An 11,871-nucleotide genomic window follows, 5' to 3' on the forward strand; every position below is an offset into this window, starting at 1 on the left:
GCCATTTCTTAACTATGGATGTGGTGGAAAGCCTTATCTGGCTACCAGATTGACCGCTGCTGTCTTGCCGCGTTGATCGACTTCCAGTTCGAATTCCAGCTTGTCGCCTTCTTCTAGTCCGCGCATGCCGGCGCGCTCTACAGCTGAAATATGGACAAATGCATCGGGTTGGCCGTCGTCGCGCTGGATGAAGCCAAAGCCTTTGGTGCCATTGAAAAATTTCACGGTACCCGAAGCCTTCTCACCGGTCAGTTCCCTGCGGGGAGGGCCGCCACGATCATCGCGGGAAGAACCTCCGCCAGACGGAACCTCGATAAGGTCGCCTTCAATCTGGATGTCCGAAGCGGAAACCTTGCCGCCACGATCGACCAAGGAAAAGCGCAAGGTCTGACCTTCCGCCAGGCCTTTCAGTCCGGCGCGTTCGACCTGACTGATATGTACAAAAACATCTTCGCCGCCACCGTCTTGCACGATGAAGCCGAATCCCTTTTGCGCATTAAAGAATTTTACGGTGCCGGTGCTTTCGCCGACGACCTGGTCCGGCATTCCACCGCCCCGTCTGCCGCCGCTGAAATCACTGTCCGGCCGCGTATATCGTTCTACGGGTGGACCGCTGTCGCCTTGATATCCATCGAAGTTCTCGTCGCCGAAGCCGTCGCGCTTGTCCCGGCCTCTGCCTCGCCGGTTTCTGTCAAAACCCATTCTTAAAACGTCACTTTCAATTCGCCCTATCTAGTAAATTCAATGACACAGCGGACGAGCTCCGGACCATTGTTTCGCGCGAATCCTATTACCGCACGGTATAACTATATAGGAAAACCGAGGGATAAGCGAATGAATTCGGTGTTTTGTAAACAGACCGGGCAGATTCGATATTCGGGCAATGCCGTTTAGAAAAGCCAGGTTTTCGGATCGGCGAAGGGTTCGTGCTTCTGCGCTTTCAGCAGCGCCACGACCGAACGGACCAATATCCAGACCGCCAGGGCCAGCAGAATCGGTATGCCGATCAATATGATGATGAGAAACGTGCCGATAATCCCGACCACCAGCCCGATCACGAAAGTCATGATATGAAATTGCAAATGGCTCTCTTCCCAGGTTCCGGTGACCTCGTCTTTCCATATCAGCGCAAGAACGAAACCCACCAGCCCCGTTATTCCGACAACAAATCCGGCGATATAGAGCAGCGAGATTATGCTTGCCTTGTTCAGATCAAAACCGGGACCGGCTGGTTCGGGTAATTTCTCGGCCATCTTGTCAAACCCCTATCATAGGTTATTCCTATGCTTGGCAAAGCTCAAACTAAACTTGCTGTTTGAACCGGCCTGCGGCACATAGCATATTCAATGACGCGCTGCTGTCAATTTTTGCAGCCGATGATCTGGCTAGGGAACAAACCCCTAAGCCGGACAGGGTGTCTTTGCGACATCTCGGCCGCGAAAAGGAAAGTGGCCGAAAGACTAGATAGACAGGCAAATATAGATGGCAGTTTTTTTTCACGAAGAGGATATCCCGGCAGGTCTCCTGGCGAGCGGTCCGGTTGCTGTGGACACGGAAACCATGGGCCTCCAGACCCCGCGGGATCGACTCTGCCTGCTCCAGATATCCGATGGCGGCGATGACGAGCATCTCGTTCGCTTCGGCCCTGACAGTGATTATTCCGCTCCCAACCTCCGGGCGATCCTGTCCGATCCCGACCGGGTGAAGCTTTACCATTTTGCCCGCTTTGATCTGGCTGCGATCGAATATTATATGGGTGTAATGGCGGAGCCGGTCTTCTGTACGAAAATCGCTTCGCGGCTGATCCGGACCTATACCGATCGCCACGGCCTCAAGGAACTGGTGCGCGAACTTCTTGGCCAGGATATTTCAAAGCAGCAGCAATCGAGCGACTGGGGCAATCCCGTGTTGAGCGATGCCCAGCAGGAATATGCCGCATCGGACGTTCGCTTTTTGCACCGGTTGAAAACCGAGCTTGAAATCCGGCTCGAGCGGGAAGGCCGGACAGCTCTTGCCCAGGCTTGTTTCGACTTTTTGCCGGACCGGGCCCGGCTGGACCTTGCCGGCTGGCCGGAAACCGATATTTTTGCACATGCCTGACGCCGCGACAATCCTGTCTGTTCGTTTCGATCATAACCTTGGGATCGGGGCCTAGCTATGTCCGCTACCGTCAATCCTCCCCGAACCAAGCGTCAGCAATTTGCCGCTCCCAACAGCGCGCATGACAGAAATATCAAATTGCTGCGCTTCATTCTACCCGTGGGGGTAGGCCTGTTGGGCGCGATGCTCGCTCTGGCGCCCTTCACAACCAGCGGGGAACTGAGTTTCGTGCTCGACAAGAATAGCGTGGACGTTGCCAAGGAACGGATGCGTGTGACCGAGGCGCTGTACCGCGGTGAAGACAGTCAGGGCCGCCCCTTCTCTCTGAAGGCCGGTTCCGCCGTGCAGAAAAGCTCCAGCGAAGCAATAGTCGAACTGCAGGATCTTTCTGCCCGGATATTGCTGAAAGAAGGACCGGCGCAGATCCGCGCGAGCGAAGGCCGCTATGATATGGACCAGGAAAATGTTCGGGTACCGGGACCAGTGCAGGTCGAAGCTGCCGGCGGCTATCGCCTCTCGACCAGCAATGTCTCCGTCGACCTCAAACAGCGGACGCTGCAAAGCGCCGGCGCGGTGGAAGGGCGGACCAATATCGGAACATTTGGTGCGGACCGGCTCAAAGCGGATCTGGCCGAGCGCACTGTCAGTCTGGATGGCAATGCGCGTTTGCGGATCGAACAAAATGGACTAAGAAGACCCTAGATGAAAACATATTCTTTTCTTTCCCTGTCGGCTGGTAGCTTCGTCCTTGCGTCCGCTTTTCTGTTGTTCGCCGGTGCGGCTCCGGCGCAGGTGTTCGGAAGCCACGACAGCAATGCACCGGTGAACTTCAACGCTGGACGGATCGAAGTGCAGGATCGGGCCGACCGGGTTGTCCTTTCTGGTGCGGTGCGGGTCGAGCAGGCCGGACTGACGCTCAACGCGGCGCGCATGACGGTGGCCTATCGCAGCACCGGAGGTATCGAAATCGACCGCATCGACGCGTCCGGAGGCGTGACGATTCGCAAGGCCGGCGACACTGCTTCGGGCAATGTCGCCATTTATGATCTCAACCGGCGGCTGATCACCCTGATCGGCAATGTTACGCTCACGCAGGGCACGAATCGCCTGTCCGGCGGACGTGTCATCATCGACCTCGAATCGGGCCGGTCGACGATTGACGGACGCTCCACCGGCGGTGCTTCGGTCGGCTCGCAAAACTCCAGCGGCCGGGTGTCCGGTACCTTCACGGTTCCCCAGCGGAAAGACTGAACTCGCGACCAGTGATCCGGTCATTCCAGTGCAATCGTGACAGGGGGCGAGCCCCGTCGGTCTTGTACTCGCGTGCGGTGGATTTCCGACTGTTATGGATGCAATTCAATCTTCCATGCACAAAGCTTGCCAATTCCGTTTAAAATGGGGCATGTTATTTGCCGAGAAACAAGGCAGCCAATGCTGATAAGGACCAGTGATGAATGATATAGCCGCGACCGAAGCGACAACGATGGCCGATCCTGGTGCCGCCATGGCCAGTGATGCAATGGAGCACGGTCTTGCGGTGGTCTCGATTGCCAAAAGCTATGACAAACGTTCGGTTCTGTCAGATGTATCGCTATCGGTTGGCCGCGGCGAGGTTGTCGGATTGCTGGGGCCGAACGGGGCCGGCAAAACCACATGTTTCTATTCGGTCATGGGTCTGGTCCGTCCGGACGCCGGGCGGATCATGCTCGACGGCGAGGATATTACCCCGCTACCCATGTATCGCCGGGCGATTTTGGGAATCGGCTACCTTCCCCAGGAAACCTCGATCTTCCGCGGCATGACCGTCGAACAGAATATTCTGGCTGTGCTCGAGATGGTGGAGTCCGATGCCAGCGTGAGAGCCGAGACGCTCGACCGGTTGTTGGATGAATTCGGACTGATGAATTTGCGCAGTTCCCCGGCGATGGCACTGTCTGGCGGTGAAAGGCGGCGTTGCGAGATTGCCCGCGCCCTCGCGGCCAGCCCGTCGATCGTACTGCTCGACGAGCCCTTTGCCGGTATTGATCCGCTATCGATCGCGGATATTCGCGATCTGGTCTGCCAGTTACGTGAGCGCGGTATCGGTGTGTTGATCACCGACCATAATGTCCGCGAGACGCTGGATATCGTCGACCGGGCCTGCATCATCTACGACGGACAGGTCCTGTTCGCCGGCAGCCCCGAAGATCTTGTTGCCGATGCCAATGTCCGCAGGCTCTATCTCGGTGAGGGCTTCGCGCTCTAGCCATGGCACTCGCGCCTCGCCTCGATTTGCGGCAGAGCCAGTCGCTGGTGATGACACCGCAGCTGCAGCAGGCGATCAAGCTGCTCACATTGTCGAATCTCGAGCTGGAGACTTTCATCTCCGACGAGATTGAGAAGAACCCGTTGCTCGATACCGGCGAGATTGCGACCGAGAGCGGCGATAGCTCCGATGGCAATGTTGAAAGCGAACCGGCGGCGCAGGGAAGCGACGAGATATTGACGTCGGGACCTTCGGAAGCCGAATCGCCGCTGGATTTGCAGGGCGAGACAGACAGTTTTACCAATAACAGCCTTTCCGAAAGCGATGGGGCGCTGGACGGGCAATTGGGTTTGAACGGGACCAGAACCGGCGCGGCGGCGGGAGGCGAAGCACCCGATTTCGAAAATATGCTGGTTGCGGAAATTACGCTCACCGAACATCTGATGGATCAGGCGGGAGCCGTTTTGTCCGGCATGGACCTGTTCATTGCGCAGCATATTATCGACCAGATTGACGAGTGCGGCTATCTGCAGGCCGAACTGCTTGAACTGGCCCAGCGGCTGAACGTCGGACTGGCAGACGTGAAGCGGATACTGACGATGGTTCAGACGCTTGACCCGGTCGGGGTTGGCGCTCGGAATCTGGCCGAATGTCTGGCGCTGCAAGCGAAGGACGCCGACCGCTATGATCCCGCCATGGCGCGGCTGATCGACAATCTCGATCTGCTGGCCAAAGGGGCACTGCCGCAGCTCAAGCGGATATGCGGTGTCGATGATGAAGACCTGAGGGACATGATCAGCGAGTTGCGCAATTATGATCCGAAGCCTGGCTGCAAGATTGGCGGCGGTTCGGTGCAGGCGGTCGTGCCCGATGTCTTCATCGCCGAGCGGACGAACCGGTGGATCATCGAAGTGAACAGCGCTACCTTGCCGAAAGTGCTGGTCAACCGCAGCTATTATTCCGAACTGAAGGATGGCGCGCAGGACAAGCAGTCGAAGGAATGGCTGAACGAGTGCCTCGCCGACGCCAACTGGCTGGTCAAGGCATTGGACCAGCGGCAGCGGACGATTGTCAAGGTCGCAACCGAAATCGTCAAGCAGCAGGAAGAGTTTTTCCGCAAGGGTGTCGCGCATCTCCGGCCGTTGACGCTCAAGAATGTCGCCGAGCAGATCGAGATGCACGAGTCGACGGTCAGCCGGGTTACATCCAACAAATATCTCTCCTGCTCGCGCGGGACGTTCGAGCTCAAATATTTCTTCACCAGCGGGATTCAGTCCTCGACCGGTGGCGAGGCGGCGTCGGCGGAGGCGGTGAAGAGTCATATCAAGTCCCTGATCGATAACGAGGACCCCAAGAAGATCCTGTCCGACGACAAGCTGGTCGCCCTGCTCAAGGAGCGGGGCTTCGACATTGCCCGGCGCACCGTGGCGAAATATCGCGAGGCGCTGGGTCTGGGCAGCTCGGTCCAGCGCCGCCGGCAGAAGGCGCTCGAGGGCAAGGCCGCCTAGACCGGCTTGCGCAGCACCGCGAATTCCAGTTCCTTGGTCTTTGGAAGGCCGAAGCGCCGATCACCATGCGGGAAGGGACGCAGCTCGCCGGTCCGCGCATAACCGCGGCGTTCGTAATAGGCGATCAGATCCTCGCGCTGGCGGATGACGGTCATCTCGATTGCATCGGCCTGCCATTGATCCCGGACATATCGCTCTGATTTCGACAGCAATTGCCTGCCCAGACCGCCTGCCTGCAAGGCAGGATCCACAGTCAGCAGTCCCAGATAGGCGAGCCCTTCACCGACCCGGGAGAGCTGGACGCAACCGGCGATAGCAGCGCCTGTCTTCGCGAACAGGATCACCTGATTGTCGGCTGCGATAATCTCGCGCAATGCCCTGGCATCGGTGCGCTGGCCGTCGAGCAGATCCGCTTCATGGGTCCAGCCGCGCCGCGCGCTCTCTCCGCGATAGGCGCTTTCGACGAGCGCGTGGAGTGCCGGGATATCGCCATTTTGTGCCGCTACGAAATTCATGCCAGCCTTATCCCGTCCGCTTCCAGGAGCGCGCCGTCGATGACCCGGCCGGTTACCACCACCCGCTTCTCGACCTCGTCAACCGGCGTGCGCAGCAGTTCGAGCCGGTAACGCTGGCCATCATCACATTGCAACAGAAAGCCGCTCGCATCGCGCTGTAGCAGCCCGCTATATTCACCCGCACCCTGGTTTTCCGTCTGCATCATGCGGCGGCGAGCAATTTCTCGCTGATCTCCCAGAGCCGTTCGGCGTCTTCATCCACCGTGATATGCGGCGCGCAATGCTGATAGGGCAGGCTATCCTCGCCCGTCAGCTGCGCGACGTCGCAATCCTCGCAATAGACGCCGGGCATGTCATTCAGCAGCGGTGAGGTGGCGGCCCACAGGCTGGTGGTGCAGCCCTGTGCCGGCGTCTTGAAGATTGCGGCAACCGCCGGGGGCACGCTGCCGTCCTTGTTCAGCCAGCCCAGTTCGACCTGCTCGTCGACCGGCAGATGACGCTGCAATGGCGTGAAAATCCCGCCCGGATGGACCGAGAAAGCGCGGCCACCAAAGGCCTGCATGCGGCGGCTCAGCGCATTGGCGAACAGGGCGTTGGCGCTCTTTGCCTGGGCATAGGCGACCCATTTCTGATATTCGCTATTCTCGAACTGGATATCGTCCCAGAGGATGCCACCTCGCTTGTGGGCAATCGATGACAGCGCGACGACGCGTGGTGCGCTTGCCTTTTCGAGCAAGGGCAAGAGCGCCTTGGTCAGCGCGAAATGGCCCATATGATTGACGCCAAACTGGCTTTCCCAGCCCGGTCCGACGCGTTCCAGCGGGCAGGCCATGATACCGGCATTGTTGATCAGCAGGTCGAGCGCATCGATAGAGTCATAGACCGAAGAGGCAAAGCCGCGCACCGAATCGAGATCGGAGAGGTCCATCGTTGCCGAGGAGACATCGCCCTCGATCGAGGCAAGCTTTTCCTCCGCCTTGGCCGGATCGCGCACCGGGACGATCACCGTGGCACCGGCATTCGCCAGTGCCCGGGTGGTTTCCAGACCGATTCCCGAATAGCCGCCGGTGACGATCGCGGTCTTGCCGGTCAGATCGATGCCGGCGAGTATCTCGTGCGGTTCGCTCTTGGCATGAAAGCCCGATCCGAGGGGATTCTGGTCTGCTGCTGCCATCTGTTGTTCCTTCATTCAGTGGCCGACAAAGGCCGGGGTCCATCTCCAACTATTGCGTCCGGCTCAACCGTCTGAAGATGGGCACCTGCCTGCGCACGTGCACAATATGGCGATCGCCTTCAACCCGATTTAAGCCTTCAATCCCACAACCTCCGACACCGGCATATAGTCATAGCCCAGATCTTCGGCGACCGCCTTGTAGGTCACATGACCATTCCACACGTTCAGCCCCTCGGCCAGATGCCGGTCATCGCGCAATGCGCTTTCCCATCCCTTGTTGGCAATCGCCAGCGTGTGCGGCAGGGTCACATTGTTGAGCGCATAAGTCGAGGTGCGCGAGACCGCGCCCGGCATATTGGCGACGCAATAATGGACGATATCGTCGACCACATAGGTCGGGTCCTCGTGGGTGGTCGGCTTCGAGGTTTCGAAACAGCCACCTTGGTCGATCGCCACATCGCACAGCACCGAACCTGGACGCATCGTTTTGAGCATTTCGCGGGTGACCAATTTGGGTGCTTCCGCTCCGGGGATCAGCACCGCGCCGATCACCAGATCCGCTTCGGCCACACATTCGGCCAGATTGGCCTTGTTCGAGAAACGCGTCTTGGCCCGCGATTCAAAATGGGTGCCGACCGATTCCAGCACGTCCGGATCGCGGTCGAGGATCGTCACATCCGCGCCGAGACCGGCGGCCATTTGCGCGGCGTTGAAACCGACGACACCGCCGCCGATGATGGTCACCTTGCCGGGCGCCACGCCGGGAACTCCGCCGAGCAGGATGCCGCGGCCGCCATGGGCTTTTTCCAGCGCGGTCGCGCCGGCCTGGATCGACATGCGTCCGGCGACCTGGCTCATCGGCTTGAGCAGGGGGAGCCCGCCGGTGCCAGTTACCGTTTCATAGGCAATGCAGGTTGCTCTGGATTTGACCAGATCGGCGGTCTGTTCCGGATCGGGGGCGAGGTGGAGATAGGTGAACAATATCTGGCCTTCGCGCAGCATCGCCCGTTCAACCGCCTGCGGTTCCTTGACCTTGACCACCATTTCGCATTTTTCGAAGATTTCGGCAGCGGTCGCAGCAATGATTGCACCAGCGGCAACATATTCGGAATCTTCCGCGCCAATGCCAAGACCGGCACCGGTCTCGACCAGCACATCATGGCCATTGGCGGTCAGTTCACGGACCGATTCGGGGGTCAGGCCGACCCGATATTCGTGATTCTTGATTTCTCTCGGGGTACCAACGCGCATGGAGGAGCTCCTGTTCTGACGAGTCTAATCGTACATCATTACCAGCAAATGACGCTCTGCGCGAGATACGTTGTAATTTTATTGCTTTATTCTGAAACTTTCCGAATGGGCACCGGGACGGTGCAGATATTGCCATAGCCGCCATGGGCCTGGATAAACTGCAGCAGCGCCGGGCTGTAGCTGGCGAGATATTCATAAGAAGGCTGTTCTGCCAGCGGCAGCTCGCTGGCCAGCCGGATCGACTGTATCCGGATATATTCCGACTTGTCGGCATAGAAGCCTCCCGGATCGGTGCCGAGCGGCAGATTCTGCAAATGCGCCAGTCCGTCGATCACTCGTCCGACCATCCCGAATGTGGTGTCGAGGCTGCGCGCCGCTTCGCCGGTGATCACCGACATTTCCGCGCCGCTGCCGGTGTCCGGCGGGTCATAATGGGCAGGGGACAGCGACCCGCGACAGGTCAGCGGATAATATTTCGTCTCGCCGTCGATGGTCTGGCTGCCGATCGGCCAGCCGCCGCCAAAGCCGACCGTCTGCGCACCCATATTCTCGTAAATCATGGTCATCAGCGGCTCGATTTCCGTGCCCTGATAGTGATTGCTATAATCCACCGCTGCCTTCAGCGCCGCCATATCGGTGTCGCGTTTCGCCCCGAGCGCCTGGTTGAAATATTCGCTTTCCGGCACGGTCTCGAGGCTCTTGGGCGGCGTCTTGGCATCGGGATTGCCGCCGAACTGGGTGACGAAATCTCTGGCGACGCGGTAGATTTTCGTGCCATCCCACCAGCGTGTGCGGGCCAAAGTCCGGACATTGCGGACATGGCCACCGGACAGGTTCGCCGGGAGCAGCTGGATCACCGCCTGGCGTTTCGTGCCGTCGGGGGAGTCGGGTAAAGTCAGGACCATCAGGTCGGTGAGGGGGATGGGCAGCCAGTGTTCGGTCGGGGCAGCAGCGAGGATTTCGGCGGGGCTTTGTTGAGCTTCTTCTTCTTCTTGCGCCAGGACCGGAGAGGAGAATGAAAAACACGCTGCGGCCAGGGCCCAAAAGACGATATGCGCGGATCGAAAATAGTTTGTCATGCGGCTCTTTCCTTGCTGAACTTTACAAACTTTACACTGTTAAGAAAAAGAAAGCTTTCTTCCCCTGTAAAGGCGGTTTCCGTGCCCCGCCCTGCGGCGGGGAACATTCTTTGGGTCACACAGGGTCACACCCCCTATGGCGAAGGATATCTTACGGGCGCAACTTGCCGAAAACTGCCGATAAACGGACGAGAAAAGGGCTTGGACCATGCGGCCAGACTAACCGATCTGGCGCTGTGTAGGAAAGCGAAATTGTGCCCCTGCGCAGGCAGGGGTCCATCTCCTGAAATGGCGTCTAGAGCACAGGGTCCGAGATGGACTCCCGCCTTCGCGGGAGAACAAAGCTGCACTTGGTCTTCAGATTCCAATCACTCGCCGCTTACCCGCCTTACCGGCACCGGGATATTGCAGATATCCGCGCCGCCAGCCGGCACAATGAAAAACGGATCGCGGCGATTGGCCCGGGCGTCGGCATATTTCGCGAAAATGGCACTGTTGGTATCGAGATATTCGAAGGCGGGAGATGCGCCTTCGGCTAGCGCGTCACCCAGCCGGATGGATCTAATCGGCACGCGCTTGCTCGCGTCCTCGTAAAATCCCAGCTGCCCCTTGCCGCGCGGCAGGCTGGAGAGATGTTCCATCCCTTCGACGATCCGCCCGACCACCGCAATATTGCGGTCGAGATGGCGCGGCGCATGGCCGATCACGGTGAAGAGTTCCGCGCCGCTGCCGGTATCGGGGGAATAATTGCGGCCCACGCCGACCGCGCCGTAGCAGTGGATGGGCCAGCTCTGTGTATCATTCCGCCCTACGGGCCATCCTTTTTGAAATCGGACGGAAGGCGCATAAGTGTCGCGAGGCACCCAGTGTTGTAGAGCATACTCCCTTATCTTTTGAGCGTCTGGCTTATGGGTAAAAGGCATTTCCCGTATCGTAATATGGGTTTCGACAACATAATCACTCTCCGGCACCGTCTCCAGCCCGTCCGGCAAAGCCTTCTGCTCTGTCTCGCCCGATTCCGGATTGTCGTACCCTGCATCGCCCCATTGCACGACATAATTGTCCTGCACCCGATTGATGCTGGTGCCATCCCACCAGTGCGCGGCGGCGAGCTTGCGGATATTGCGGATCCAGCCTTGCGAGAAAGGCTCGGGCATCAGCTGGATGACCACGCGGCGGGGGTTGCCTTCGGCATCAGGCGCGAGATCCATGACCAGCAGGTCGTTCGGCGCAATTGTCACCCAGTCGCTGGGCGGGGCCGCGTCGACAATCGCATTGGGGCTCGGATATTCGGCTGTTTGGGTGTCCTGCGCGATTGCGGGGGTCGCCATCAACAGGGCGAATGTTGAACTGACGGCGCTGATCTTTCTCATAAACATATCCCCAAAATTCCGTTCGTCCTGAGCCTGTCGAAGGACCGGGTGCGTCTGCTACTGCGTTTCGGCAAGCGCAGCGCGAACGGGTTTAATAGCTTAGCACCACCCTAACTCGACACTATCGCTTGCGAAAGCGCGAATCCCGCATTAGGGAAGCGGCGCTGTCTGACATTCGACCGGATTCACGGGTCAGGCGGTATTTGCGGAGCCGTGGCAGAGTGGTCGATCGCGCACGCTTGGAAAGCGTGTATAGGGCAACCTATCGAGGGTTCGAATCCCTCCGGCTCCGCCATTTAATCGCAAAAATCTGGGACATGATAGAGACATCGGGAACTGCGTCCCACATTATGTCCCTCAAAATATTTGCCAGTGTTGAGACCAGAAACGAATCCACAAAGTGTGGCCTGCTACCGATCCGCACACTTGCGTGGCGAGTATTGATTAACCTAGCTCGCGATTTTACGGGTCCTACCCTAAGCGATCGCAAGGCCCTATGGGCTGGGGGACCGCATTTTTAGGGTCAGCGCCAATGACTATCGCATCGAATAGTTACGAGTTACAGTTTGTCATCGACTCGATAAATTCTTCTCTGACCGCTTCGGTTGCGCGCGTTCCTATCCGTC

13 protein-coding genes and 1 tRNA gene are annotated in these 11,871 nt (G+C 58.7%); 6 read left to right on the forward strand and 8 right to left on the reverse strand.

Annotated features, from left to right (window positions below; genetic code table 11):
• Window positions 1-33: 33 nt before the first annotated feature.
• Together BOSE62_RS17580 and BOSE62_RS12475 are read right to left on the reverse strand one after the other, a co-directional pair.
• Window positions 34-702 carry a cold-shock protein gene (locus BOSE62_RS17580; protein ID WP_159646708.1) on the reverse strand — a complete coding sequence of 223 codons (669 nt, stop codon included), beginning with the start codon at window positions 700-702 and terminating at the stop codon, window positions 34-36.
• 188 nt (window positions 703-890) lie between these two features.
• Window positions 891-1,253, reverse strand: coding sequence for a DUF4870 family protein (locus BOSE62_RS12475; protein ID WP_159646710.1), 363 nt, complete (start codon window positions 1,251-1,253; stop codon window positions 891-893).
• 229 nt (window positions 1,254-1,482) lie between these two features.
• On the opposite strand from BOSE62_RS12475, the gene BOSE62_RS12480 reads away from it, so the two are divergent.
• The 5 genes from BOSE62_RS12480 to rpoN all read left to right on the forward strand — a co-directional run bounded on the left by BOSE62_RS12480 (window position 1,483) and on the right by rpoN (window position 5,853).
• Window positions 1,483-2,100, forward strand: a complete 618-nt coding sequence (locus BOSE62_RS12480; protein WP_159646712.1) for a ribonuclease D — start codon at window positions 1,483-1,485, stop codon at window positions 2,098-2,100.
• Between the two features lie 57 nt (window positions 2,101-2,157).
• Window positions 2,158-2,802, forward strand: coding sequence for an LPS export ABC transporter periplasmic protein LptC (gene lptC / locus BOSE62_RS12485; protein ID WP_159646714.1), 645 nt, complete (start codon window positions 2,158-2,160; stop codon window positions 2,800-2,802).
• Window positions 2,803-3,351, forward strand: a complete 549-nt coding sequence (locus tag BOSE62_RS12490) for an LptA/OstA family protein (protein WP_159646716.1) — start codon at window positions 2,803-2,805, stop codon at window positions 3,349-3,351.
• 232 nt (window positions 3,352-3,583) lie between these two features.
• Window positions 3,584-4,345, forward strand: coding sequence for an LPS export ABC transporter ATP-binding protein (gene lptB / locus BOSE62_RS12495; RefSeq protein ID WP_159648037.1), 762 nt, complete (start codon window positions 3,584-3,586; stop codon window positions 4,343-4,345).
• A gap of 2 nt (window positions 4,346-4,347) precedes the next feature.
• The gene (gene rpoN, locus BOSE62_RS12500) at window positions 4,348-5,853 is read left to right on the forward strand and encodes an RNA polymerase factor sigma-54 (RefSeq protein WP_159646717.1); all 1,506 of its coding nucleotides are present in this window, start codon (window positions 4,348-4,350) and stop codon (window positions 5,851-5,853) included.
• Here the strand turns inward: rpoN and BOSE62_RS12505 are convergent.
• From BOSE62_RS12505 to BOSE62_RS12530, 6 genes are all read right to left on the reverse strand, one after another.
• Entirely contained in the window at window positions 5,850-6,368 is a 519-nt protein-coding gene (locus BOSE62_RS12505) for a GNAT family N-acetyltransferase (RefSeq protein WP_159646719.1), read from the reverse strand. The two genes, rpoN and BOSE62_RS12505, sit on opposite strands and share 4 nt — an antisense overlap.
• On the reverse strand, window positions 6,365-6,574 hold the full coding sequence (locus tag BOSE62_RS12510; protein ID WP_159646721.1) for a DUF5818 domain-containing protein: 210 nt from the start codon (window positions 6,572-6,574) through the stop codon (window positions 6,365-6,367). Before BOSE62_RS12510 ends, BOSE62_RS12505 begins: the two co-directional genes overlap by 4 nt.
• The gene (locus BOSE62_RS12515; protein WP_159646723.1) at window positions 6,571-7,542 is read right to left on the reverse strand and encodes an oxidoreductase; all 972 of its coding nucleotides are present in this window, start codon (window positions 7,540-7,542) and stop codon (window positions 6,571-6,573) included. The genes BOSE62_RS12510 and BOSE62_RS12515 overlap by 4 nt, the downstream gene beginning before the upstream one ends.
• 129 nt (window positions 7,543-7,671) lie before the next feature.
• A complete protein-coding gene (gene ald, locus BOSE62_RS12520; protein WP_159646725.1) occupies window positions 7,672-8,793 on the reverse strand; it encodes an alanine dehydrogenase in 1,122 nt (373 codons plus the stop codon).
• A gap of 86 nt (window positions 8,794-8,879) precedes the next feature.
• A complete protein-coding gene (locus tag BOSE62_RS12525) occupies window positions 8,880-9,872 on the reverse strand; it encodes a peptidylprolyl isomerase (protein ID WP_159646727.1) in 993 nt (330 codons plus the stop codon).
• Between the two features lie 368 nt (window positions 9,873-10,240).
• On the reverse strand, window positions 10,241-11,245 hold the full coding sequence (locus tag BOSE62_RS12530; protein ID WP_159646729.1) for a peptidylprolyl isomerase: 1,005 nt from the start codon (window positions 11,243-11,245) through the stop codon (window positions 10,241-10,243).
• 207 nt (window positions 11,246-11,452) lie between these two features.
• On the opposite strand from BOSE62_RS12530, the gene BOSE62_RS12535 reads away from it, so the two are divergent.
• Window positions 11,453-11,540, forward strand: a tRNA-Ser gene (locus BOSE62_RS12535).
• The last annotated feature ends 331 nt before the right edge of the window (window positions 11,541-11,871 follow it).

The organism is Sphingorhabdus sp. 109, from assembly GCF_902506555.1.
Taxonomy (GTDB): domain Bacteria; phylum Pseudomonadota; class Alphaproteobacteria; order Sphingomonadales; family Sphingomonadaceae; genus Parasphingorhabdus.